This is a genomic window from Rhodopseudomonas pseudopalustris, assembly GCF_900110435.1.
In the GTDB taxonomy this organism is placed as follows: domain Bacteria; phylum Pseudomonadota; class Alphaproteobacteria; order Rhizobiales; family Xanthobacteraceae; genus Rhodopseudomonas; species Rhodopseudomonas pseudopalustris.
The window spans coordinates 1-24,360 of record NZ_FODT01000013.1; the positions used below are offsets into that span (position 1 = coordinate 1).

Genomic DNA, 24,360 nt, shown 5'->3' on the forward strand with positions numbered 1-24,360 from the left:
CTTGAAACAGCGACAGGCGCAGCAACCGGGACAGAGGCAGATCCGGCGTCGCCGCATCCGCGAAAGGCAGAAAGCGAGACCCGAGCGAGGCCCAGACTCTCATCATCTTTTGGCTGACTGTGTTCATCGTCCAGCAAATCCAGCTTGCGAGAGGCCAGTGACGTTGGTCACCGATACCCGAACGAACAGCACCACTTTGTGGCCGGAGGTGAACTGCGGCAGATCAAACCGCCACCGCGATTCAGCCGACTACAAAGCAAGCGACCGGGACCCTTGGATCCCGGTCCAGCCACAACAGCTTCAACGAAGCTGCAATTAGCCGATGGTGACCGAGCTCTCGATCGCCGCAGTCTTACCGTTCCAGTACTTCGGGAACCAGGTGGTGTGCGACAGCACGGCGTAGTGAACGAGGATGGCGATCACGGTGACGCTGCCGAGCAGAAGCGGCAGGCCAACGGTCGGCTTCACGACAGTCCAAATGCGACCTTGATTCATCTTCGATACTCCTTAGTGCAGCCAGGGCGAGTAAACATACGCCAGGAAGTGCGCAACGATGGCGATCGCGCCGAAAATGCGCGTGCCGTCGATGACGTGCTTGTGGAGCTCTTCCGATTCCGCGATCGTCAGGCCAGTCGGCCAGACCTTGTTCGGATCGTCTGCCATAGTAAAAACCTCCTAAGAGACTTTCGATCATTCGTGCTGAACCTGCACGTAGGTAGTTTTCGCTGCTACGCCGAACAGAGTTCGCTTGGTCTCAGCAACATTCCGGTTCGCCTCGTCACCCGTCCGCGACGTCAAATCCAAGAAACTTGGAGCTGGGGCGCTGAACCGATGCGGGGCTCTTCCAGTCTCGGGTGCCGCAGGGCTAAACCCCCTATCGATCACGTTCGAGTGATTGTAAGATTATCCTGACACACATCTTTGTCAATTTAGCATGACACTCCAACCTGTCCGTGTCATACCGGACATCCTCAAGCCGGTCCGCCGACTCCCGGACACGGAGAATTGAGTAGAATGTGATGCACTCGGGCGTTGACAATTTAGCCGAGTTGAAATTCAGCGCAATCGGGCCGACCGCGTGCGACCGCGAGGCGATTCATCTCGCCGGCTCGATCCAGCCGCACGGCGCTTTGCTCGCGGTGACGCCAGAGGATCTGCAGATCGTCCATGCCGGCGGCGAAACTGCAGCGCTGTTGGGCGTTTCCATCGAATCGCTGGCTGGAGTCTCTGCGTTCACGATTTTCTCGGGCGACCAGATCGCGCGGCTGCGCGCCCTGTTGGGCCCCGATCGCAAGATTGAACGGCCTCTGCACGCCTTCACGCTGAAAGCCGCCGATGCGACACCGGTCGACGTCGTGGTTCACCAGGCCTCCGGCCTGCTCGTGCTGGAGTTCGAGCCACGCCGCGAGCCAGCTCCAAACAATTCGCTCGCGCTCGTGCAATCGATGATCCGTCACGTGCAGCGCGCCGGAACCGTGCAGGCGTTTTGCGACGCGGTGGTCGCCGAGGTTCGCGCCGTCACCGGCTTCGATCGGGTGATGATCTATCGCTTCATGCCGGATTGCAGTGGCGAGGTGAAAGCGGAGTCGCGCGCGTCCGGAATGGAGAGCTTCCTCGGGCTGCGGTATCCGGAGTCCGACATCCCGAAGCAGGCCCGCGCGCTGTATCTCGCGAACTGGATCCGCGCGATCCCCGACGCCCGCTACGCGCCGGCGCGGATCGTGCCTATGATCGATCCTCGCACCGGACTGCCGCTCGATCTAAGCCAGAGCGTGATCCGCAGCGTATCGCCGGCGCACCGGCTGTATCTCGCCCATATGGGCGTGGTGGCTTCAATGTCGCTTTCGATCATTCAGCATGGCAGGCTGTGGGGCCTGATTGCCTGCCATCACAGCTCGCCGCGCTATCTACCCTATCGGATGCGGGAGGCGTGCGAGCTTTTCGCCGAGATGGCGTCATCGCAGCTCGAGGCCAAGGTCGCCGCCGAACAACTCGAGGCACGGCTGCGCAGCACGCGGATTCACGAAGAGCTGGTGACGCGGATGAGCCAGGAATCCGACCTCGCCGAGGGCCTGATCAGGTTTCATCCCAACCTGCTCGACTTCATTCCGGCGACCGGCGTCGGATTGTGGGTCGACGGTCAATTCACCGGCCTCGGCGTCACGCCCGATGCCGCGCAAACCGAAGCACTGATCGGCTGGCTGACGGCCACTGCGAATGACGGGGTATTTCAAACCGACGCCCTGCCGCTGATCTATCCGCCGGCAAAAGCCTTTGCCGATTGCGCCAGCGGCCTGATGGCGCTGTCGCTGTCGAAATCGCCACGCGACTACGTGCTGTGGTTCCGGCCCGAAGTGGTGCGCACCGTCACCTGGGCGGGCAATCCAAACAAGCCGGTCGGCGTCGGTCCCGATGGCGGCTTCACGAACCCGCGCCGCAGCTTCGCCGCGTGGCAGGAATCGGTGCGGCTGCATTCCGAGCCGTGGCGCGCCTCCGACATCGAAGCCGCCCACCGGCTGAGGCTGTCGCTGCTGGAAGTGGTGCTGCGGCGGATCGACGGCATCGCCCGCGAGCGCAAATCGGCGCGGCTGCTGCAGGAGCAACTGATGCGGCAGGTCGAGATCGGCCTGCGCCGGTCGCAAGACGTCGCCAAGACGCTGCGGGAAGAGACCCGCCGGCGGGTCTCGGTCGAGGCCGACCTGTCGCAGGTGCTGCGCCGGACGGTCGAGGATCAGGAAGCCGAGCGGCTGCGAATCGCGCGCGAACTGCATGACACGCTCGGCCAGTCGCTGACGCTGCTGCAGCTCGGCTTCGAGAATCTCGGGCAGGTCGCACCCGACAATGGCGAATTGCAGCGCCGCATCGCCGGCATCAAGACCCTCACGGCCGAGATCGGCCAACAGGTCAACCGGCTGGCCTGGGAAATCCGGCCGACCGCGCTCGACGATCTCGGGATCCAGACCGCGGTCCAGCATCTGCTCGACGCATGGAGCGAGAAGTCGCAAGTGCAGTTCGATCTGCACATGACGCTCGGCGACCGCCGCCTGCCGCCCGCGATCGAGACCACTCTTTATCGCGTGCTGCAGGAAGCGCTGACCAACATCGTCCGCCACGCCGCCGCGAGCCATGTCAGCGTCATTTTGCGGCTGTCGGATCGGCAGGTGACGATGGTGGTCGAGGACGACGGCCGTGGCTTCGTCAATCCCGACGCCGCCCGCCCGCCGGAGCGGCTCGGCCTGCTCGGCATTCGTGAGCGGCTGACGCTGGTCGGCGGCTCGCTCGAAATCGAATCGGCGCCCGGCAGGGGCACCGCTTTGTTTGCTCGAATTCCGTTGTAACGCATGGAAGAAAATCCCATGGACCAGCAGACCCCCACCCGATTGCGCGTCTTCCTCGCCGACGATCATCCGGTCGTGCTCAGCGGCATGAAGGCTCTCGTCGCCGGCGATCCCGCGATCGAAATCGTCGGCGAGGCGAGCGACGGGCCAAACGCGCTGCGGCGCGCGATTGAACTGAAGCCGGACGTCGCAGTGCTCGATCTGTCGATGCCCGGCCTGAACGGAATAGAGGTGGCGCGGAAATTCCTCGCCGCCTGTCCCGAATGCCGGGTGCTGGTGCTGACCGTGCACGAGGACGGCGCCTATCTGCGCCAACTCCTCGACCTCGGCGTGTCCGGCTACGTGCTGAAGCGTTCCGCCACCGAAGAACTGATCCGCGGCATTCACGCCGTCGGCTCGGGCGGCATCTATCTCGATCCGGCGATCGCCGGCCGGGCGATCGGCCGCGCCGCGCCGCACGCAAGCGACAGCGAGGAGCATAGCGCGGTCTCCGAACTCTCGACCCGCGAGATCGAGGTGCTTCGGCTCGCTGCGGTCGGCCACAGCAACAAGACGATCGCCGCCAAGCTGCAGATCGGCGCCAAGAGCGTCGAGACTTACAAGGCGCGCGGCATGGCCAAGCTCGGCTTCCACAATCGCGTCGAAGTGGTGCGCTTTGCGCTGAGCATGGGCTGGCTGGCGGATCCGTAGTTACCACACATCGCATTTCGAGGACATTCGTCGTGGCCAGGCTCGTCCCAGCCATCCACGTCCTTGCTCCCTTGCCACGCTCGAGGCGTGGATGCCCGGCACAAGCCCGGGCATGACGAATACTCGAGCGACGAGAACGACTACGCAGCCCGCCGCAGCTCAACCCGCCACACCTCGGGGCCCTGCTCCAGATAGCTCCACTGGCAATCGTCGCCGTGGACCTGCTCGAAGAAGTGCCGCAGCGGCCGTGGGTCGTGGTCGACGACGATCTGCATCCCCTGCCCCGGCTGCAGATTGTCGAACAGCCGCGGAATGATCTCGTGGCGCTGATGGGGCGGGATCTCACGCACGTCAAGAACGCGCTCTGCGGCGGGTGCAGCATCGGTCATGGCAGCTCTCTTTCGATATCAGGTTGAGGCGGGCGGAGTCAGTGCGGCTTGCCTCGGGCCAGCAGCGTCGGGCCGTAGCTCAGCGCGAAGCCGAGGAAGGCGGCCGACCAGCCCAGCACCGAGACGTGCAGCAGCGGATCGCTCCACGAAGGCAGAAGTGCCGCGCCGACCCGCGCTGTCACGGCGACCAGAGCGGCGAGATAGACCGCCTGAGTCGGCAGCGACGCCCGCAATTCCTGCCCGGTGTGACCGAGCGAGGCGCGAGTCATCACCGCGAGCGTCATGATGCCGGCGCCGCCGACCATCCAGGCATGTATCCCGGCGCTGGGCGGAACCAGCCCGAACGCAGCGCAGGCGGTGAGCAGGAAGCCGAGCGGCACGAACAGATAGCCGACATGCAGCACCAGCAGCAGCGGTTCCCGCAGCGTGCGGTCGCCGGCCCACCTCGCCAGCCGGACGAGATGCAGCACGCCGGCGCAGGCCAGCGCCGTGCCGGTCGCCATGCTGATCGGCAGCACGATCCAGAGTATCAATGTCGCCGCGCTAAAGGCGATGATCGCGATGTCGAGCTTGTTGAACGGCTGCGGTAGTCGGCCGGGATTTTCGCGCACCAGCCAGTTGCGGGTGAAACTGGGCGTGATCCGTCCGCCAATCAGCGAAATCAGCAGGATCACCACGCCGATCCCGGCGCGGATGCCGTAATCGGCGCCGCCGTTGAAATGCGCCTCGAGATGGAACGCGATGTTGCCGGCGAGCAGCAGCGACAGCAGCGCCACGACGTTGAGATTGCCCCAGTTCTTCCCCGCGGCGATTTCGCGCGCGGCCGCCAGCGCGACCAGCACCATGAAGCTGGCATCGACCAGCAGCGCGACCAGCCAGCCGGTGTCGGCCGAGAACGTCACGCAAAGCCGCCCGGCGAGCCAGGTCAGCACCAGCACCAGCAACGGCTTGCCCTGCAGCGGCAGCCGGCCGGTCCAGTTCGGGATCGCGGTCAGCAGAAATCCGGTGATCACCGCCGGCAGATAGCCGTACAGCATCTCGTGGACGTGCCAGTCGCGCGGGACCAACGCGGTCTGCAGCGTCAGTTCACCGTGATACACCGGCAGCCACAGCAGCACCGCGATCGCTGAAAAGATGGCGCCGAGCAGGAAGAACGGCCGGAAGCCGGCGGACAGCAAGGTCCAACCGCCCTGCGAACGATAGCGCGGCACCGGCTTGCGCTTGGCCGGGCCGGGGGCGGAAGGATCAATCGTCGTGCTGCTCATGGTGTCCACCGGATGTTCGCGGAGATACTCCGCCAGCGTCCAATGGGTGTAGGAGCCGCAAGCCCGCGCGAAGTTGTGCCAGAGCAAACTCGCGAACGATTTGCGACTGGTTCCATTTGGAAGCGTTTCAGGGCAACGGCGAGACGCCGATCACCATCGGATGCAGCAGCAGCAACACCAACCAGGCGGTCAGGCCGATCGCGAACCGCAGCAGGCTGATCCGCCACGATTGCGGCTTGAAGCGTCCCGTCATCGAAGCCGCGAACGGCCAGAACGAAGTCCGCGCCGCCAGCGCATTCCAGGTCTCGCCGCCGAGCTGCCGCCGCTTACGCCGATCAATCACCACCATGCCGGCGAGCGCGATCAGCGTGAAGAAACCGAACAGCCCGACATGGGCGAGGTCGCCGTTCGGCACCATATGCGCGGCCGCCCACAGCGCGATCGCCCATAGCAGCGGATGCCGGACGATGCCGACGACGCCGGGCTGCGCCGGATTGAACCGCTTGCCGGGATCGCCGCCGAACGACAGCGGATTGGCGGCGCCGATCCCGAATGCGGCGAGTTGGCAGGCCAGCGGCAGCGCCAGATTGGGCACCCACATCTGCCAGCGCGCGAACGGCCACAGCTCGACGTAAGGCGCGCGGCCCGCCGCGACGATCAGCCAGGTCAGGACGATCAGCGACGCGACGCTGTAGGCGGCGAGAAACCCGCCCTCGCCCAGCGCGCCGACCAGCCTCGCCCGCACCGCAGGACGCGCCGGAATGGCGTGGCTGAGCAGGAACACGACGAAGGCGACGATGAATTCAGTCCAGCCGGTCAAGTGAAGCCTCGAGGCTTGCGGTCACATCCTCCGCCTACAATCCGTCATGCCCGCGCATGTCGCGGGCATCCACGTCTTCGAAGCAGTTGCAACGTCAAAGGCGTGGATGGCCGGGACGAGCCAGGCCATTCCGATGGCGAGGTCGGATGAGTACGACCGCCCCGGGCCGGTTCCGACGTTGTCGCAGATCAACCTGCGGCGAACACCGCGCCGAGCGCGGCCTGCGCCTCCTGCTGGATGCGCTTCAGATGCTCGGCGCTGACGAAGCTCTCCGCGTAAATCTTGTAGACGTCCTCGGTGCCGGACGGCCGCGCCGCGAACCAGCCGTTCGCGGTGGTCACCTTGACGCCGCCGATCGGCTGGCCGTTGCCCGGCGCGTTGGTCAGCGTCGCGTTGATCGGTTCGCCGGCGAGCTCCTTGATGCCGAGCTTCTCGGCGGTCAGCGTCTTGAACAGCGCCTTCTGCGCGGGGGAGGCCGGCGCGTCGATCCGCTCATAGAATGGTGCGCCGAGCTCCCTGGTGAGGCGCTGATAGATTTCGCCCGGATCGGCCTTGCTCCTGGCGGTAATCTCCGCAGCCAGCAAACCGAGGATGACGCCGTCCTTGTCGGTGGTCCACACCGTACCGTCGCGACGCAGGAACGAGGCGCCTGCGCTTTCCTCACCGGCGAAGCCGAAGCTGCCGCCGATCAGCCCGTCGACGAACCATTTGAAGCCGACCGGGGTCTCGACCACACGGCGGCCGATCTTCGCGGCGACGCGATCGATCATCGCGCTCGACACCGCGGTCTTGCCGATCGCGGCGCTGGCGCTCCACTCCGGTCGGTTGGCGAACAGATAAGCGATCGCCACGGCGAGGTAATGGTTCGGATTCATCAACCCGCTGGAGCGGGTGACGATGCCGTGGCGGTCGGCGTCGGTGTCGTTGGCGAAGGCAACGTCGAAATCATCGCGCATTCCGATCAGCCGCGCCATCGCATAGGGCGACGAGCAGTCCATCCGCACTTTGCCGTCCCAGTCCGCAGTCATGAAGCGGAAGGTGGGATCGACCACGTCACTGACCACCTTGGCGTCGATCTTGTATCGCTCGATGATCGGATGCCAGTAGTGCACAGCTGCGCCGCCGAGCGGATCGATGCCGAGCTTCACGCCGGCGGAGCGGATCGCGTCCATGTCGACCACGTTCGCGAGATCGGCGACGTAGGGCGTGACGTAGTCGCGGCGATGCACGTTGTCCGCTTTGCGCGCGCGATCATACGGGATGCGCTTGACGCCTTTCAGCCCGTCGGCGAGCAGCGCGTTCGCCGCGCGCTCGATCACCGAGGTGGCGTCCGTGTCAGCCGGGCCGCCGTTCGGCGGATTGTATTTGAACCCACCGTCCTCCGGCGGATTATGCGACGGCGTCACCACCACGCCGTCCGAGAGGCCACTGGTGCGGCCGCGATTATGGGTCAGGATCGCGTGCGAGATCACCGGCGTCGGTGTGTAGCCGCCGCGCTCGTCAATCACCACGTCGACGCCGTTGGCGGCGAACACCTCGAGCGCGCTGACAAGCGCCGGTTCGGCCAGCGCGTGGGTGTCGATGCCGACGAACAGCGGCCCGGTGATGCCGGCGCCGGCGCGATGGTCGCACACCGCCTGGCTCACCGCCAGAATGTGATTCTCGTTGAAGGCATTGTTGAAGGCCGAGCCGCGATGCCCCGAGGTGCCGAACGCAACGCGTTCGCTTGCGACTTTCGGATCAGGCTTGCCGGCAAAATACGCGGTCACGAGGCGCGGCACGTTGACCAGATTGTTCGGATCGACGGTCTTGCCCGCCAGTGGGCTTACCTTCGCAGCCATATCACACTCCATGCCTTGGATTAGGACGCCTTGATCAGGACGCGATCCCTCGCCTGCCCGGTGGCGGCCGTCAAGACCGCGCGGGCAAGACAGAGGTCCATCTCCGGAACCCTTCTCCGATGGCGCAGTTAATGCCGGCTGAAGAGGTCTGACCGGTCGTCCCACGCCTCGGTGAAGGACGGACGACCGACCTGAACAGGTCTTGGCGAAGCCGCCAGACCCTTTCACGAACGATGAGTTACTTAACCGCGGGGATGTTTGCGATGGATGACTTCCACGCCACACGACAGAGCGAACTGCGTGGCGGCGTGGCACCCTGGGCGGCCGGCCTGCGGCGGCCCATCCGCCAGCCCTTGGCGCAGAACATCACTGTCGACGTGCTGATCGTCGGCGCCGGGATCACCGGTTCGATGATGGCCGAACATCTGGCGCGCCCGGGGCGCAGCCTCTGCATCATCGATCGCGAGCGCCCCGGGTTCGGAAGCACCGCGGCATCGACCGCGATGCTGGAATGGGAAATCGATCGACCGCTGACCGAGCTGTCGGAGTTCTACGGCTTCGAGCGCGCCGCGGAAGTCTATCAGCTCAGCCTCGGCGCCGTCGCTGGGCTGTACCGGTTGGCGCATTCGCTGCAATTCTCCAGCGCGCTGCGCGCGCGCGACACTGTCTATCTCGCCGCGGGCGATCACGGCGCGCGCGAATTGCTGGCCGAGCATGAACTGCGAAAACGCGCGGGGCTGCCCGGCGCGTATCTCGATTATCGGACGCTGCGCAGCGAATACGGCTTCGATCGCGAGGCCGCGATCGTGTCGCCCGGCTCCGCCGAGGTCGATCCGCTCCTGCTGTCGCACGCACTGCTCAGCGCCGCCGCGACGCGGGGCGTCGCGGTGTTCGATGCCGAAGCCACCGCGTATGACAACAGCGGCGAACGGGTGACTGTTGCGACCGACCGTGGTTTCACCATCGAGGCCGGGCACGTGGTTCTCGCCACCGGCTACACGATGCCGGACATTGTACAGTCCGATCTGCACAAGACCGCGTCGAGCTGGGTGGTGGCGACGCCGCCGCAGCCGCCCGATCGGCTGTGGCGCGACAATGCGCTGATCTGGGAGGCGTCGAACGATTATCTCTATGCGCGCACCACCGCCGAACAGCGTATCATCATCGGCGGCGAAGACGACGACCAGGTCGTCGACCCGGATGCTCGCGACGCGCTGATGCCGCGAAAGGCTGAAATCCTGCTCGACAAGCTTCACCTGCTGTGGCCGCAAGCATTCCTGGTCGCCGAATACATCTGGTCGGGCGCGTTCGGCACCACCAGCGATGGATTGCCGCTGATCGGCCCGGTGCCCGGACAATCGCGAATCTTCGCCGCTTATGGTTATGGCGGCAACGGCATCACCTTCAGCTATCTCGCGAGCCGGCTGATCGGCCGGCTGATCGACGGCCAGAGGCCGTCGCAACTCGATCACTTCGCGCTGGATCGCCGGGCGGTGTAGCGAGACACTACGGCCCCATCGCCCGCGGATCGTTGTACAGAGTCTTGCTGTCGATCGGCCTGATCTTGCTGTTGGCGTCCTCGGCCAGGAATTGGTCGAGCGTCGCCTGGATCCGCGCCTTGACGCTGTCCGGACCACGATCGCTCAATTCGGTGTGCTGCGCGCCGGTATCGACGATCGCGATGCCCGCCTGTTCGGCGATCTTGGGATCGGGCAGCACGCCGGGATCGGTCTTGAACTGCGGATCCTTGGAGCGGAACGACAGGATCTTGGCAAAGCCCGAGGTCACGAACGGCACCCGCAGATTGTCGAGTGTCACCACGCGCCGCACCAGTTCAGGATGCTGCTGGGCGAAAAACATCGAAATGTCGCCGCCGTTGGAATGGCCGACCAGCGTGAGATGGTCGTAATCGGCACTCGGCGCGACTTTCTTCAGTTCGTTAAGGGCGAAAAAGATGTTCTTCTCGCCGCGCTCGTAGACCGCGAGCCGCCCGACATAGAGCGAACCGTGATGCGTCATCAGCGGCGCATCTGTCGGCAGGTCGTGCTGAATGCACGCGACAAGATAGCCGCGCGCGGCGAGCACGTTGGCGAGGAACGAGTACTCGGAATTCTTGACGGTGTTGCCGTGGCTGACGATCGCGACCGGCAACATCGACATGCCAGCCTCGGCCTTCATCTCAGCGTCGCGACGCACGGCGAGATCGACCGCGACCGGTCGGTTACGCGTCTCATCATAGAACGTCAGCGTCTCGTGCCTGATCGCCCAATGGCTGAAGGTGAAATACGCCACGGCGGCCACCGCGCTCAGCCCCAGAAACACTGTCAAAGGTCGCTTCATCGATGGTCCGTTGCGCCCAGTTGCCCTGAGGCTCTATTTGGGCCGTGAGAATAACCCGGAAAGACCATGATTTAGAACAGGATAGATTAAATTTTGGAAAGCCCGATCTTTGCTGCAGTGCAGAATTTCCGCACCGCGCAACAAGCGCCGTCAGGAAATCAGTTGGATCAACACCCTTGCGACCTGACTAGGCGTATACGGCTTGGCCAGAAACTGCCCGCCGTCGGGCAAATCGGCTCCGGAAACCTTGACGCGGCCCGATGTGGCAATGATCTGGATCGGCGGCCAGCGGCCCCGCACCGCGCGGGCCAGCTTGAGCCCATCCATCGACCCAGGAATCTGGACATCGGTGAACACCACGCGAATGTCGTTGCGGCTTTCGAGAATGGCGATCGCATCGTCGGCGTTGCCCGCCTCAATCACCTCGAATCCGGCCTCTTCGACGATATCGACGGCGTTCATGCGCAGAAGAGGCTCGTCTTCGACGACAAGAACGACCGGCCTCTTGCTCAACAAATCGGGCATCCTTCGACCTCGTTCAGAAGTCAACCAAAGGTTCTGGCGGTACATCGTTCCTGAAACAATCAGCTCTGTGACTCCTATTAGTGCAATTATCGAGCAATGTCGTTAACCGAGAGGGGTCTCGAGATGGAACTCACAGCAGCCTGCCGTCCGGACCTAAGAACGGATGGGGGCCATCAAACGTGCCGATCGGGACGATATGGGTGACGAGCTCACCGAACTCATCTCCAGCGTTCCAGGCATGCAGATGAAACGCCGGGGGCTCGACCCGGAACGACGGCTCCAACAATTCGCCGAGATCGAGCGCGACAGCGTGGTTGGGCGCGGGACAAATCGTAGCGGGCACGCCGGCGAACAATGCCAGCGTGGCGCGATGGACGTGGCCCGCCCCGACCAATCGCACCCAGGGATAGCGTTCCACGATCGTCGCGAACTCGGCCGCGTTGCGCAGGTTCTGCCGATCCATATGCCAGATGCCGGCCCGGAACGGCGGATGATGCAGGAACAACAGCGCCGGCCTTTGGTCCGACGACGATAATACCGCATCGAGCCATTGCAAAGTCTCTGCGTCCAGCTCTCCGTGAGGCTGTCCGTGCACGCTGGAATCCAGCAGCACGATGTCAATATCGCCGACCGGCTGAAGCTGATTGAGCGCACCTTCGGCGGGAAACAACGGCTGCGGAAGACACGTGCGCATCAATTCGCGAGAATCGTGGTTTCCCGGCACGACGACGAACGGAAGCTGCAGCGGCGCCAGCAACCGCGCGAGGTGAGCGTATTCCTGCTCGGTCGGCGTGTCGGCGAGATCGCCGGAAATCACCACGAGGTCGGGCCGCGGTGCGAACGCATTCAACGTCGCGACGCAACGCTCGAGCGCCTGCGCGGTATCGACCTTCCCGTAAGCGAGGTCTCCCGGCGCTTTGATATGCAGATCGGAAATCTGCGCGATCAGGATGGGCTTCTGCGACATCGTCGCTCCCTCTTCAGTGCTTATGGACCATCAGGCAGCAGCCGGTTCAGCTCGCCGCACAAACGATCACGCAGCGCGGCGGCGAGCGCGGTTAATGGCTCGTCGAGCAGCGGGATACGGGGGCGGATCGCCACAGCGTGCGACGCGCGCTCATGCTTGGCCACGCCGCGAATCTTCAGCCCGTAGCCGATGTTGTCGGCGACAGTCATGTTCGCGAACAGCGCGTAGGATTGAAACACCATGCCGACATTGCGCTTCTCGATCGGCACTGCGGTCATCGCGAACTCAGCCACCTTTCGCAGCGCGCGCGCTCCACCTATCGGCGGCGGATGACAGGTTTGCGACGAAGCTCGATTTTGCCCCGAGCAAGCGTCGGCTGCGCCCGATGTGGTACAACTTTGCGGCCGCTACGGAACTTTCGCTTAAGGACGCGATTGATAAGCGGACGACGGGTTTCCCGGGAAACTATTATCTTTAGGCGAATATCTTTAGGTGAACCTGAAGATCGCCGGAGGCGACCATCGCATATTCTAGTGCGCCGTGGCCCTCACGCCAGGTCCGGGAATATCAGTCTCGACTGAACGCGTGAATGCCAGATCAAAGCCCGTCTGAACGGTCGACGTGTCATCACGGCGGGCTCCAGAGCGAAGGGGAGCGTCGATGCCGATGTCCACGAAAACCAATGCGTGCAGGCCTTGGGACGACGAACAGGTCGAGCGATTGAAGGAGCTGATTGCCAGCGGCGCTTCTGCGGTGCGGGCCGCGGCGGCGCTGAAACGTGCACGATCGTCCGTGCAGGTGAAGGCGCGCAAACTCGGTATGCCGTTCATGGCGAGCCGAGACGCCAAGCGGCTGCGCGACGCCAAGATTGCCGCTGCTGAAAGCCTGCCGATGCGGACGCATTCAGCCCCGGCGAGTGGTGAACGCTGATTGCCATCCAACGTGATAGTTCCAGTCCAAAGGATCTTGTCCTGCAATACACTGACAGCGGTCGCGCGACAGGTCGCCGCACCTTCCACGCTGATAGCTGTGACTACCACATCCAGCTACCTTTAGCTAAAGTGCTAGACACGCGAACGATTAGCAGTCAAGATTTTTGCGGCGAATTAACAGAATTCAGCACATAATCGGCGCGGCTTATGCCGCCAAACGAATCAATTGGAAAGGCACCTGCAAAGCAGGTGATATGGGAAACCCGATGCAGTACTGGATCGTTGCATTTACCGCCGCGCTAGTCGTGGTGATCGGCTATGCAGCCGGTCCCGTCGGCGCAGTGATTTCACTGCTCGCGTTTGCGGGCTCATTGTACCTGATGTGGGCACGCAAGCTCGGCTTCAGCGGCGCGTGGACGCGGTTCGGTCTCGATCGCTTCACGGCGCCGTTCTGGAAGGGTGAAAACTGGGAGCGCTTCAACGCAATGTTCAGCGACAGCGAAAGCGTCGTGAAGGCCGGCACAATCGCCGTGGCCCTGATCGCGCTGTCGCTGATCCTGCCGGCAAGCCAGGTCGGCCTGATCGCGCTGGTCGTGGCCGCGTGGTACGCATTCGAAGTCTATCGCAGCCAACGCCCGCTGGTGCGGCCGACGGTCGCGATCGAGTCGAAGCCGGCCGGCGACAAGGTCATTTACGCCGCGGCGCCGCGGAGCGAACCGGCCCAAATGAACTGACCCGCGACTCATCAACGGTCGAACAACGACGGCGGCGGGGAGCATTCTCCGCCGCCGTTCGCATTTCCAGCCCAACCGCCATACGACGCAACATTGGCGCGTCAATGCCGGGCTCTCATCACTTGAGCGATGCACTTCCAGCAGCCTGACCGGTCCGTATATTTTTTAGGCAATCGACGGCGCATTGTATGCAATTCGCGCCAGCACCAATCGCTCGCAATTCGCGCCCTAATCCATAATAACTAGCAATAACAATACGTTAGTGGCCGCGTAGAGCGCACCCAGGTCTGGCACGAAGATTGCGATCCTTCAGTCCCGAGCACATCCTCGTGCCGGGAGCAGTTTCGTGAAGCGCCGTATCACCCCGCGCAGGTCTGGCTCGGTCACTGCAGAGCCGCGCCGGCCCGCAGCTGCGATCGGCAAGACCACCCGCGCCGAACAGCTGCGCAGGCAACTGGCGGACGAGATTCTGCGCCGCGGGCTGCCGCCGGGCGCGTCGCTCGACGAGACCGAGATCGCGACCCGCTTCAACGTCTCACGCACGCCGGTGCGGGAGGCGTTGCGGCAACTGGCGGCGAGCGGTCTCGTCGAGTCGCGCCCACATCGCGGTGCGGTGGTGGCGCAGCCGTCGTTCGAGCGGCTGACCGGGATGTTCGAGGCGATGGCCGAGTTGGAGGCGATGTGCGCCGGCTTCGCTGCCGAACGGATGTCGCCGCTGGAGCGTCGCGACCTCGAAGCGATCCACGAGGAACTGCGGATGCTCAGCCATGACGGCAATCCCGAGCGGTTTCACGACGTCAACGAGCGCTTCCACAACGCGATCTACGCCGGTTCGCACAACGACTATATCGCCGACCTCGCGCTGGCTACCCGGGTGCGGGTTCAGCCGTTCCGGCGGGCGCAGTTCCGCAATCTCGGCCGGCTGGCGACATCTCACGCCGAGCATGACCGCGTCGTGGTCGCGATCATGCGCGGCGATCGCGCCGGCGCAGCGCTCGCCATGCGGCGCCACATCGAGCTGGTGCGCAACGAATACGAAATCTACGCCGTGTCGATCTGAGTGGAGCGCTGCATGACTGAAACCATCGCCGAGATCGTCGCCGCCCATCGCGCCGGCGCAAGCACGCCCGCGCAGACCGTGGCGCGTTGCTATCAGCGGATCCGCGCACATAGCGATCCCGCGATCTTCATCACCCTGCGCGATGAGGCCGAGGCGGTTGCCGAAGCCGTCGCGCTCGCCGCCAGGGATCCGTCGCTGCCGCTCTATGGCGTGCCGGTTGCGGTGAAGGACAATATCGACGTCGCCGGCCTGCCGACCACGGCGGCCTGCCCGGCCTTCGCCTATCGGCCGTCGAAGGATTCCACGGCGGTGGCGAGGCTGCGCGCCGCGGGCGCGATCGTCATCGGCAAAACCAATCTCGATCAGTTCGCCACCGGCCTCGTCGGCGTGCGGTCGCCCTACGGGATTCCACGCAACGCAATGCGTCCTGACCTCGTGCCCGGCGGTTCGAGTTCGGGATCGGCCGTCGCGGTCGCGGCCGGCCTCGTGCCGCTGTCGCTCGGCACCGACACCGCTGGCTCCGGCCGCGTGCCGGCGATGCTCAACAACATCGTCGGGCTGAAGCCCAGCCTCGGCCTGATCTCGACCACAGGCCTCGTACCGGCTTGCCGCACGCTGGATTGCATTTCGGTGTTCGCGCTGACGGTCGACGACGCGATGACCGCGCTGCGCGTGATGGGCGTCCCGGACGCCGCCGATCCCTATTCACGCGATCGGGCTCTTGCGACGATGACGGCCCCCCCGGTCAGGCTGCGGCTCGGCGTGCCGCGACGCGACCAATGGCAATTCTTCGGTGATCAGCAAGCCGAACAAGCCTATGCCGACGCGCTGCAGCGCTGGACGACGCTCGGCGCGGAATTGATCGACGTCGATATCGAGCCGCTCTACGAGACCGCGCGTTTGCTCTATGAAGGACCGTGGGTCGCCGAGCGCTATCTTGCCATTCGCGAGTTGATCGACACGACGCCCGACGCGGTGCATCCGGTGACGCGGGCAATCACGCTGGGCGGCAAGGGGATCACCGCGGCCGACACCTTCGCCGCGCTCTATCGCCTGCAGGCGCTGCGCAGGATCGCGGAGCCGGCCTTCGCCGCAATCGATGCGCTGGTTCTGCCGACCGCGCCGACCGCCTACACGGTCGATGAGGTGCTCGCCGAGCCGATCGCACTCAACAGCCGGCTCGGCACCTACACCAACTTCGTCAATCTGCTCGACCTTTGCGGCCTCGCGCTGCCCGCCTCGATTCGCGCCGACGGGATTCCGTTCGGCATCACTTTGCTGGCGCCGGGTGGCCGCGATGCACAGCTCGCCAGGATCGGACGGCTCTTCCACGCCGATACCGCACTGCCGATGGGGGCCACGGGGCGGATGCAGCCCAATCTCACTCCGCTGGACTCGCCAGAGGACAAGGATTCGATTGCGATCGCCGTGGTCGGCGCGCATCTGTCCGGCATGGCGCTGAACGGCGAACTCACCACGCCCGGCGGCCGGCTCGTACGCGCGACGACGACTGCGCCGGACTACAAGCTCTATGCGTTGAAGGGCACCACGCCGCCGAAACCTGGCATGTTGCGCGTCGCCCCCGGCACGGGCGCCGCGATCGCTGTCGAAGTGTGGTCGCTGTCGCCCGCCGCATTCGGGCATTTCGTCGGCGCGATCCCGCAGCCGCTGTCGATCGGTACCGTCACGTTGGCGGACGGCGCAAAGGTCAAGGGCTTTCTCGTCGAGCCAGCGGCGCTCGACGGCGCCCGGGAGATCACGCATTTCGGCGGCTGGCGCGCTTACATGGCGGAGCTGGCCGCAACCGGGTGAGATGCGGAAGCGCAAGGAGCATTCGACAGCAGCGGCTGGGCAGCCGAATGACACCAGACCGGGAAGCAGAGCTCGACGTTTGATCCTTCCGACCGCCAAAGCTGGCGTCAGCGCAGGGCTGTCAGTCGAATCCGGTTGATACTTGCGCTCGATTTTTCTCGCTTTGAATGTATGGTCCGAGGAATGTCAAAGAGGAATCGCATGACGCGCAGAGCGGTTGTTGGCGTGATCGGCAACGCCCATCTCGTCGAAAACCGGTTTGCGGTCCAGCACGTCGGCGAGCGCAATCTCCGCGCGGTGTCCGAGGTGGCCAACGCGCTGCCGCTGATGTTCGCCGGATGTTCCGAGATCACTGATATGGAGGAGCTGCTCGATATCGTCGACGGCATCCTGCTCACCGGCGGGCGAGCAAACGTGCATCCGGCCCATTTCAACGCCGAGCCCCATCCGCGCCACGAGCCCTATGACGAAGCCCGCGACTCGCTGGCGCTGAATCTGGTGCGCACCTGCGTCGACCGCGGCATCCCGCTGCTCGGCATCTGCCGTGGTCTCCAGGAGATGAACGTCGCCTATGGCGGGTCATTGCATCCGGAAATCCGCGAGCTTCCCGGCCGGATGAATCATCGCATGCCGCGGCTCGAGAGCGGCGAAATCCATCCCGATGCGACCGTGGTGTTCGCCGATCGTCACGACGTCCAGCTCAAGCCGGGAGGCGTGTTCGCCAAGCTGTTCGGCCGAGACCAGATCCGGGTCAACTCGCTCCACGGCCAGGGCATCCTCGAGCCCGGCGGTCGAGTCGTGATCGAAGGGATCGCCGAGGACGGCACGATCGAGGCGATCTGCATCGAAGGCGCGCCCGGCTTCGCACTCGGCGTCCAATGGCACGCCGAATACGACCCGCAGCACAACCCGATCAACCGCGCGATCTTTCTCGCCTTCGGCGAGGCGTTGCGCGCGCATCAACTCCGCCGTCATCAGCCGACCGGACTGAGGAAATCAGGTTAGCGATTTTCTTATTTTGGCCATCGTGGCCAGCCGTCGGTTGCCCGATGCCGCGAGCAGTCGCTCATTGCCCGAAATGAAACGAGCGCCTCGCGGCGCTCGTTTTGTCGTTTCGACGTTGGCAGCCACGACATTGGGCCACCGGTCGGCGAGTGTTATCTGCCTTTTCCCAGCCGGCGATTGACGTCGCGTACTGCGCCGTTCGCCGCGCTTGTGGTCAGCGCAGCGTAGGCCTGCAGTGCAGCAGAGACCACGCGGTTGCGGTCCTTCGGCTGCCAAGCCTTGTCGCCGCGCGCCTGCTCCTCTTCGCTGCGTCGCGCCAATTCGTCGGCGGAAACGTCGAGGTTGATGCTGCGGTTGGGGATGTCGATCGCGACGCGATCGCCATCGCGGACCAGACCGATCAGTCCGCCTTCGGCCGCTTCCGGCGAAACGTGACCGATCGAAAGCCCCGAGGTGCCGCCTGAAAAACGGCCATCGGTGATCAAGGCGCATGCCTTGCCGAGGCCTTTCGACTTCAGATAGCTGGTCGGATACAGCATCTCCTGCATGCCCGGTCCGCCGCGCGGTCCTTCGTAGCGGATGACGATGACGTCGCCGGCGACAATCTTGTTGCCGAGGATCGCCGACACCGCATCGTCCTGACTCTCGAACACTTTCGCCGGACCGGAGAAGGTCAGGATCGAGGCGTCGACGCCCGCGGTCTTCACGATGCAGCCGTCTTCGGCGATGTTGCCGTACAGCACGGCGAGACCGCCGTCCTTGCTGAAGGCATGCTCCGCGTCGCGGATCACGCCCTTCTGCCGGTCGAGGTCGAGCTCGTCGTAGCGGCGGTCCTGGCTGAACGCGACCTGGGTCGGCACGCCGCCCGGCGCGGCGCGGTAGAAGGTGCGGACCGCTTCGCTGTTGCTCTGGCGGATGTCCCAACGCGCCAGTGCGGCACCGAGCGTCTCGGAATGCACCGTCGGGCAGGAATTGTGGATCAGCCCGGCGCGATCGAGCTCGCCGAGGATCGCCATGATGCCGCCGGCGCGATGCACGTCCTCCATGTGAACGTCGGACACCGACGGGGCGATCTTGCTCAGGCACGGCACCTTACGCGACAGCCGGTCGATGTCCTTCATCGAGAAGTCGAGTTCGGCCTCGCGCGCCGCGGCGAGCAGATGCAGCACCGTGTTGGTCGAACCGCCCATCGCGATGTCGAGCGTCATCGCGTTCTCGAACGCTTTGAAGCTGGCGACGTTGCGCGGCAGCACGGATTCGTCGTCCCCCTCGTAGTAGCGACGTGCAAGATCGACGATGGTGTGACCGGCCTCGACGAACAGCCGCTTGCGATCGGCATGGGTGGCGAGCACCGAGCCATTGCCGGGCAGCGCGAGACCCAGCGCCTCGGCGAGGCAGTTCATCGAGTTGGCGGTGAACATGCCCGAACACGAGCCGCAGGTCGGGCACGCCGAGCGCTCCATCACCTGCACATCGGCATCGCTCATATTGCTGTCGGCGGCCGCGACCATGGCGTCGATCAGGTCGACGGCGTGTGTCTTGCCATTCAGCACCACCTTGCCGGCTTCCATCGGGCCGCCGGAGACGAACACCGCGGGGATGTTCAGCCGCATCGCGGCCATCAGCATGCCGGGGGTGATCTTGTCACAGTTCGAAATGCAAACCATGGCGTCGGCGCAGTGCGCGTTGACCATGTATTCGACGCTGTCGGCGATCAGTTCGCGCGACGGCAGGCTGTACAGCATTCCGCCGTGCCCCATCGCGATGCCATCGTCGACCGCGATGGTGTTGAACTCCTTGGCGACACCGCCGGCGGCCTCGATCTCGCGCGCAACGAGCTGCCCGAGGTCCTTCAGATGAACGTGGCCCGGCACGAACTGCGTGAACGAGTTGACGACGGCGATGATCGGCTTGCCGAAATCGGAATCCTTCATGCCGGTGGCGCGCCACAGGCCGCGCGCGCCGGCCATGTTGCGGCCGTGAGTGGTCGTTCGGGATCGATAGACAGGCATGATGGAGATCCGTGAAAATGTCCGTCGCCGGTCACGGGCGCCAGCAACCGCATTCAGCGCCCGACGCGACGGACCGTTGCAATCGTCGTCAGGGACGAAGCCTTACTTGAGATCAGGCGGTCCCTCAATGGTCGGGGGCGCGTTGCCGCATTACGTCGATGCGCGTTGCAGCGCAGCAAAGGACCGATTGCGGGCGGCAGGCGTTCGGCGCGCCAACAGGCGCAGACGCGGACGCCCCAGGAAGCCTACCACCGAGCGTATCGCATTATGCACGTCATGGTTGAATTCACGGCCCATTCAACGCCGCTTTCCAGACCTCGGAAACACGGTACTGCTCAGCCGTCGACGATTGCCGGAGGTTTCTTGAGGTGAAGATAGCTCGGGTCGAACTGGCCGATGTCGGCGAGCCTGGGCCAGTCGAGCATCTCGAGCTCACCGCCGCGGAATTCGATCATCCGTGCGACGCGCAGATCAGCCAGTGTCCGATTGACCGTCGCAATCGCCATCCCCAAGGTCTCGCCGAGCTGCGCCAGGCCGATCGGCAGCGCCATCACCCTGCCGCGGGTCAGGCGCGACGCCTCGGCGCGGTAGAACAACTCGCAGAACAGATGCGCCATCCGTGCGGTCATGTCGCGCGCGCTGTTGTTGGTGATCGCCTCGCGGAAAATCGCGGCATCGATCAGCGTCTCACGCCAGATGGCAAAACCGATTTGCGGTCGCACCTCGAACGTCCGCGTCAGTTGCTTGTGCGGGATCGACGCCACCACAGCACTGCCGATCGCGCAGACCGCGTGATCCATCCGGTCGAGAAACAGTGTTTGAGAGTCCGGCATGTCGCCGGCCATGTGAAACGACAGATACTGCCTGCGGCCATTCGGCATCAGATGATAGCGGCCGACCATGCCCTCGACGACGAGCGCCGAGACTTTCGGCGTGTCGCCCTGCCGGATGAAGTCCTCGTTGCGGCCAAGCTCGCGAACCGTGAAGCTGAGCGATTGGACCGCCAAAGCATCGTCGACGCCGATCCGCGAATGCTCTTTGAGCTTGTCGATCAAGATGCGGTGAACCCTGTCCAAGCCGGCCTCCGTGAGAAATCGTATCAAATGATACGACCACCGTGTCTCCACACGACTAAACTCTCCAACCGGCAGCGGGTTTCAATCGAGTGGCGGTCTCCCGACGAAATGTCGGACCGCGTTCTCAAGGCAGACCAACGCTCACAGGACAGCACTCAGGGGACTTTTATTTGCCCGCCAAGGATTTTCTCGATCGGATCAGCCGGTTCTTCGAAGGGCCCAGCGAACATTTCGATTCGCTCGCCGATGCCATCGCCAAAGGGCGGTTGAAGCATCCGGTGAAGCCGATGACCGACCACGAGCTGGCGCTGGCGATTCGAGAATTCCGCAACGTGCCGCCGTCGCCCGATACGATCGACAAGCTCGGCGCAGATCTGGCGAAAGACAGAGATTGACGCTAGCGGGCCGGCTTCGCGCCGAGCCGCATGGCTGTTCCTCAGGGGCGGGACGCCGCGCCTTTCGCCGGCTTTCCGCCCGGCGAGGCGATTCCTTCGCGCGGTCGAGTCCGTCCGCCCTGGATGAGCGTCAACTGCGGTCGCGATTGCGAGGTCGTCAGCAAATCGGACTGGAATTCCCAACCATCGAGCTGTTCGGCCGCCGGTACGGGCGGCCCGGCGCGCTCGTCTTCGCGAACGACGTCGGCGGCGAGCACGTGCCGATCCTCGAGCCGATCGAGCATGGCGCGGCCGGCAGCCGTGATTCGCCAGCCGAGCGCATCACGAACAACGAGCTTCTGACTGAAGATATCGAGCCCCTGCACGCGCGCAGCCAGCCTACGCATACGGGTGGTCCAGTCGTCACTGCCGGACAGGACGGCGAGGTCCGCATTCAAGGACGCAGGTGCAGCGAAGCCGTCGGGATAACTCGACAGGACCTTCAAGATCGCCACATGCACCGACACAACAAGCACTCCGACTCAATCAATCAAAGTATCTGCGCATCTACAGCAAAAGCCAGCGAGCCGATACTTATCCACAATGTCAGGAAGAACGAGTCGCTGGCCCGCCTTAAAGCGGCGTGGCGAATCACGCTGCACTGCAAAAGCCGGCGCGATTGACTTCTCCCCAGGCCCCGCTTTCACTCAAGAAACGCCCAGCCAGCCACAAGAGCCGGCGGAAGCATGAGGGAGGACAGGATGAACTTCGCTTATTTCGACTGGATCAACCATCACGCCGAAGTTCGTCCCGACCGGACCGCGCTGATCGATCTGGCGACGCAACGCCGGCTCACTTATCGCGCGCTCGACGATCGGGTCGATCGCCTCGCCTCACACTTGGCGACGCTCGGCGTCGGCCGTGGCGATCGCGTCGCGGTGCTCGCCGCAAACATCACCGAGACGCTGGAGGTGCAATTCGCCTGCTTTCGGCTCGGCGCAATCTTCGTGCCGCTGAACATCCGGCTCACAGTGCACGAACTGGCTTTCATTCTCGGCGACGCCACGCCGCGGGTGCTCACGCACGATCAGGATTCCGCCGTGATGGCGCACGAACTTCAGACGAAGTGCACCATCGCTCATCTGCTCGCATTTGGCGCGCCCTATGAAGCGGCGCTGGCGAACTCGCCGCGTCTGGGCGCAGCGGAAGCGGTGACGCTCGATGACGTCTCCACCATCATGTACACGTCGGGCACCACCGGCAAACCGAAGGGAGCCATGATCACCCACGGCATGACCTTCATCAACGCTGTCAATCTGGGCATCCCGGCGTTCGTTTCGCAGCGGACGGTGTTTCTCTGCGTGCTGCCGCTGTTCCACACCGGCGGACTGAACTGCTACACTAATCCGGTGTTGCACGCTGGCGGCACCGTGATCCTGATGCGGGCGTTCGATCCCGGCGCGGCGCTGAAGATCATCGGCGACCCGGCGATCGGCCTGACGCACTTTTTCGGTGTGCCGTCGATCTATCAGTTCATGTGCCAGCACCCGGCCTTCGCCGAAACCGATCTGTCGCGGCTGCAGCTCGCAGGCGTCGGCGGCGCGCCGATGCCAGTGCCTCTTCTGCGAATCTGGCAGGATCGCGGCTGCGCCCTGGTGCAAGGCTACGGCATGACCGAGACCAGCCCGGCTGTGTTGATTCTGGATTCAGACGACGCCGCGCGGAAAGCCGGATCGGCGGGCAAGCCGGTGTTGCACGCCGATCTCAAGATCGTCGGGGTCGACGGCGAGCCGGTGAATCCCGGCGACATGGGCGAATTGTGGGTGAAGGGCCCGAACATCACGCCCGGCTACTGGAATAGGCCCGACGCCAATCGCACCAGTTTCACCGATGGCTGGCTGCACACCGGCGACGCCGCGCGAGTCGACGACGAGGGCTTCTACTACATCGTCGATCGCACCAAGGACATGTACATTTCCGGCGGCGAAAACGTCTATCCGGCCGAGGTCGAGGACGTGCTGTATCAATTGCCGGAGGTCGCCGAAGCCGCGGTGATCGGCGCGCCCGACCCGCAATGGGGCGAGACCGGCGTCGCGATCATCGCGATCAAGAATGGACACGACCTCCCTGAGACCAAGCTGCTGGCGCATTGCCGTGAACGATTGGCGCGGTTCAAATGCCCGCAACGGGTGGTTTTCGTCGAGGCGCTGCCGCGCAACGCCACCGGAAAGGTGCACAAACCGACTCTGCGTGAGCGCTTCCTCGCGCGCGAAAGCGCCGACGCCTGAGCGCTTTCGAGCGAAGTGGAAACCGGTTCGCGTGAAGAACGCGTCAGAACAAAAAGTTAGAGCTCCGGTTCTGATTCTATCAGAACCGGAAACGCTGTGAGCCGCGGCTTTATCGTCCGGTGAAGCGCGGCGCGCGCTTTTCGACGAATGCCATCGCGCCCTCACGCAAATCGGCAGTGGCGAACGCCCTGCCCTGACGCTCGGCCTCGTCGTCGAGCGTGTCGGCGAGCGGCGCGCTCCATGCGATTTCGATCTGTCGCTTGATCAGGCCGATACCGATCGGCGGCCCATCGGCGAGCTGCTGTGCGATCGCCATCGCCTCTTTCATCAGTTCGGAATCCTCGACCGCCTGGAAGATCAGGCCCCATTGCGCCGCTTGTTCGGCACTGAGCGGCCGGCCGAGCAACGCCAACGCCCGCGCCCGCGCCACGCCGATCGAGCGCTGCAGAAACAGCGAGGTGCCGGCATCGAGCGCGGCGCCGAGCCGGACGAAGCTCAGCACGAACTTCGCCGAGCGCGCGGCGAGCACGATGTCGCCTGCGAGCGCGAGGCCGACACCGGCGCCCGCCGCGGCGCCGTTGACTGCCACGACGATCGGCTTGTCCGCGTTGCGCATCGCCTCGAGCACCGGGCTGAGTTCGGCGCGCATCCACGGCGCGACATTCGCGCCGGCACTGAACGTGTCGCCGCCGAGTTCGGCGCCGGCGCAGAAGCCCTTGCCGGCGCCGGTCAGCAGGATCGCCCGTACGGAGGCATCGGCCAGCGCCGCGGTCAGCGCGGCGTTCAGATCGCCGAGCAGACCGGGACGCATCGCGTTGTATTGCTCCGGATTATCGAGTGTAAGCACCGCGACCGCGCCGCGCTGCTCCGATACGACCCACGCCATGATGCG

General features: G+C 64.4%; 23 protein-coding genes and 1 pseudogene. 10 read left to right on the forward strand and 14 right to left on the reverse strand.

Going from position 1 to position 24,360, the window contains the following annotated elements:
• Positions 1 to 315 precede the first annotated feature (315 nt).
• Positions 316 to 495: a light-harvesting protein gene (locus tag BMY71_RS20595; protein WP_011504171.1), complete on the reverse strand. Its 180-nt coding sequence runs from the start codon at positions 493 to 495 to the stop codon at positions 316 to 318.
• Between the two features lie 12 nt (positions 496 to 507).
• Entirely contained in the window at positions 508 to 663 is a 156-nt protein-coding gene (gene pufB / locus BMY71_RS20600) for a light-harvesting antenna LH1, beta subunit (protein WP_011157052.1), read from the reverse strand.
• 356 nt (positions 664 to 1,019) lie between these two features.
• Between pufB and BMY71_RS20605 the strand changes: the two genes are divergently transcribed.
• On the forward strand, positions 1,020 to 3,338 hold the full coding sequence (locus BMY71_RS20605) for a GAF domain-containing protein (protein ID WP_011504172.1): 2,319 nt from the start codon (positions 1,020 to 1,022) through the stop codon (positions 3,336 to 3,338).
• A gap of 18 nt (positions 3,339 to 3,356) precedes the next feature.
• A complete protein-coding gene (locus BMY71_RS20610; protein WP_041806099.1) occupies positions 3,357 to 4,028 on the forward strand; it encodes a response regulator in 672 nt (223 codons plus the stop codon).
• Between the two features lie 140 nt (positions 4,029 to 4,168).
• On the opposite strand, the gene BMY71_RS20615 is transcribed toward BMY71_RS20610, so the two are convergent.
• From BMY71_RS20615 to pgm, 4 genes are all read right to left on the reverse strand, one after another.
• Positions 4,169 to 4,417, reverse strand: coding sequence for a DUF2249 domain-containing protein (locus BMY71_RS20615; RefSeq protein WP_011504174.1), 249 nt, complete (start codon positions 4,415 to 4,417; stop codon positions 4,169 to 4,171).
• Positions 4,418 to 4,455: 38 nt separating this feature from the next.
• Positions 4,456 to 5,682 carry an NnrS family protein gene (locus BMY71_RS20620; protein ID WP_092686075.1) on the reverse strand — a complete coding sequence of 409 codons (1,227 nt, stop codon included), beginning with the start codon at positions 5,680 to 5,682 and terminating at the stop codon, positions 4,456 to 4,458.
• Positions 5,683 to 5,809: 127 nt separating this feature from the next.
• On the reverse strand, positions 5,810 to 6,502 hold the full coding sequence (locus BMY71_RS20625) for an NnrU family protein (RefSeq protein ID WP_011504176.1): 693 nt from the start codon (positions 6,500 to 6,502) through the stop codon (positions 5,810 to 5,812).
• 188 nt (positions 6,503 to 6,690) lie between these two features.
• Entirely contained in the window at positions 6,691 to 8,343 is a 1,653-nt protein-coding gene (gene pgm / locus BMY71_RS20630) for a phosphoglucomutase (alpha-D-glucose-1,6-bisphosphate-dependent) (RefSeq protein ID WP_092685995.1), read from the reverse strand.
• 263 nt (positions 8,344 to 8,606) lie between these two features.
• Here pgm and BMY71_RS20635 point away from each other — a divergent pair, with 263 nt between their 5' ends.
• On the forward strand, positions 8,607 to 9,842 hold the full coding sequence (locus BMY71_RS20635) for an NAD(P)/FAD-dependent oxidoreductase (RefSeq protein ID WP_092686076.1): 1,236 nt from the start codon (positions 8,607 to 8,609) through the stop codon (positions 9,840 to 9,842).
• A 7-nt stretch (positions 9,843 to 9,849) separates the two neighbouring features.
• On the opposite strand, the gene BMY71_RS20640 is transcribed toward BMY71_RS20635, so the two are convergent.
• From BMY71_RS20640 to BMY71_RS20655, 4 genes and pseudogenes are all read right to left on the reverse strand, one after another.
• Positions 9,850 to 10,683, reverse strand: coding sequence for an alpha/beta fold hydrolase (locus BMY71_RS20640; RefSeq protein WP_092685996.1), 834 nt, complete (start codon positions 10,681 to 10,683; stop codon positions 9,850 to 9,852).
• A 150-nt stretch (positions 10,684 to 10,833) separates the two neighbouring features.
• Positions 10,834 to 11,208, reverse strand: a complete 375-nt coding sequence (locus BMY71_RS20645) for a response regulator (protein ID WP_011504180.1) — start codon at positions 11,206 to 11,208, stop codon at positions 10,834 to 10,836.
• 130 nt (positions 11,209 to 11,338) lie between these two features.
• On the reverse strand, positions 11,339 to 12,175 hold the full coding sequence (locus BMY71_RS20650) for a phosphodiesterase (RefSeq protein ID WP_092685997.1): 837 nt from the start codon (positions 12,173 to 12,175) through the stop codon (positions 11,339 to 11,341).
• Positions 12,176 to 12,210: 35 nt separating this feature from the next.
• Positions 12,211 to 12,498, reverse strand: a pseudogene (locus tag BMY71_RS20655) (ABC transporter ATP-binding protein); the annotation flags it as partial.
• A 337-nt stretch (positions 12,499 to 12,835) separates the two neighbouring features.
• Between BMY71_RS20655 and BMY71_RS20660 the strand changes: the two are divergent.
• The 5 genes from BMY71_RS20660 to BMY71_RS20680 all read left to right on the forward strand — a co-directional run bounded on the left by BMY71_RS20660 (position 12,836) and on the right by BMY71_RS20680 (position 17,718).
• Positions 12,836 to 13,105 (forward strand): hypothetical protein, encoded by a 270-nt coding sequence (locus BMY71_RS20660; protein WP_011504183.1) that lies wholly within the window; start codon positions 12,836 to 12,838, stop codon positions 13,103 to 13,105.
• 268 nt (positions 13,106 to 13,373) lie between these two features.
• The gene (locus tag BMY71_RS20665) at positions 13,374 to 13,841 is read left to right on the forward strand and encodes a hypothetical protein (protein WP_011504184.1); all 468 of its coding nucleotides are present in this window, start codon (positions 13,374 to 13,376) and stop codon (positions 13,839 to 13,841) included.
• 415 nt (positions 13,842 to 14,256) lie between these two features.
• The gene (locus tag BMY71_RS20670) at positions 14,257 to 14,901 is read left to right on the forward strand and encodes a GntR family transcriptional regulator (protein ID WP_430715347.1); all 645 of its coding nucleotides are present in this window, start codon (positions 14,257 to 14,259) and stop codon (positions 14,899 to 14,901) included.
• A gap of 12 nt (positions 14,902 to 14,913) precedes the next feature.
• Positions 14,914 to 16,713 (forward strand): allophanate hydrolase, encoded by a 1,800-nt coding sequence (gene atzF / locus BMY71_RS20675; protein WP_092685998.1) that lies wholly within the window; start codon positions 14,914 to 14,916, stop codon positions 16,711 to 16,713.
• A gap of 201 nt (positions 16,714 to 16,914) precedes the next feature.
• Positions 16,915 to 17,718 (forward strand): gamma-glutamyl-gamma-aminobutyrate hydrolase family protein, encoded by an 804-nt coding sequence (locus BMY71_RS20680; protein ID WP_092685999.1) that lies wholly within the window; start codon positions 16,915 to 16,917, stop codon positions 17,716 to 17,718.
• Positions 17,719 to 17,870: 152 nt separating this feature from the next.
• On the opposite strand, the gene ilvD is transcribed toward BMY71_RS20680, so the two are convergent.
• Positions 17,871 to 19,730: a dihydroxy-acid dehydratase gene (ilvD, locus tag BMY71_RS20685; RefSeq protein WP_092686000.1), complete on the reverse strand. Its 1,860-nt coding sequence runs from the start codon at positions 19,728 to 19,730 to the stop codon at positions 17,871 to 17,873.
• A 335-nt stretch (positions 19,731 to 20,065) separates the two neighbouring features.
• Positions 20,066 to 20,806 carry a Crp/Fnr family transcriptional regulator gene (locus tag BMY71_RS20690; RefSeq protein ID WP_092686001.1) on the reverse strand — a complete coding sequence of 247 codons (741 nt, stop codon included), beginning with the start codon at positions 20,804 to 20,806 and terminating at the stop codon, positions 20,066 to 20,068.
• Between the two features lie 89 nt (positions 20,807 to 20,895).
• Here BMY71_RS20690 and BMY71_RS20695 point away from each other — a divergent pair, with 89 nt between their 5' ends.
• A complete protein-coding gene (locus BMY71_RS20695; RefSeq protein WP_244526123.1) occupies positions 20,896 to 21,201 on the forward strand; it encodes a hypothetical protein in 306 nt (101 codons plus the stop codon).
• A 41-nt stretch (positions 21,202 to 21,242) separates the two neighbouring features.
• Here BMY71_RS20695 and BMY71_RS20700 read toward each other — a convergent pair whose 3' ends face one another.
• The gene (locus BMY71_RS20700; RefSeq protein WP_244526124.1) at positions 21,243 to 21,716 is read right to left on the reverse strand and encodes a hypothetical protein; all 474 of its coding nucleotides are present in this window, start codon (positions 21,714 to 21,716) and stop codon (positions 21,243 to 21,245) included.
• Positions 21,717 to 21,941: 225 nt separating this feature from the next.
• On the opposite strand from BMY71_RS20700, the gene BMY71_RS20705 reads away from it, so the two are divergent.
• Entirely contained in the window at positions 21,942 to 23,468 is a 1,527-nt protein-coding gene (locus BMY71_RS20705; protein WP_092686004.1) for an acyl-CoA synthetase, read from the forward strand.
• A gap of 109 nt (positions 23,469 to 23,577) precedes the next feature.
• On the opposite strand, the gene BMY71_RS20710 is transcribed toward BMY71_RS20705, so the two are convergent.
• Positions 23,578 to 24,354, reverse strand: coding sequence for an enoyl-CoA hydratase-related protein (locus BMY71_RS20710; protein WP_011504193.1), 777 nt, complete (start codon positions 24,352 to 24,354; stop codon positions 23,578 to 23,580).
• Between the last annotated feature and the right edge of the window lie 6 nt (positions 24,355 to 24,360).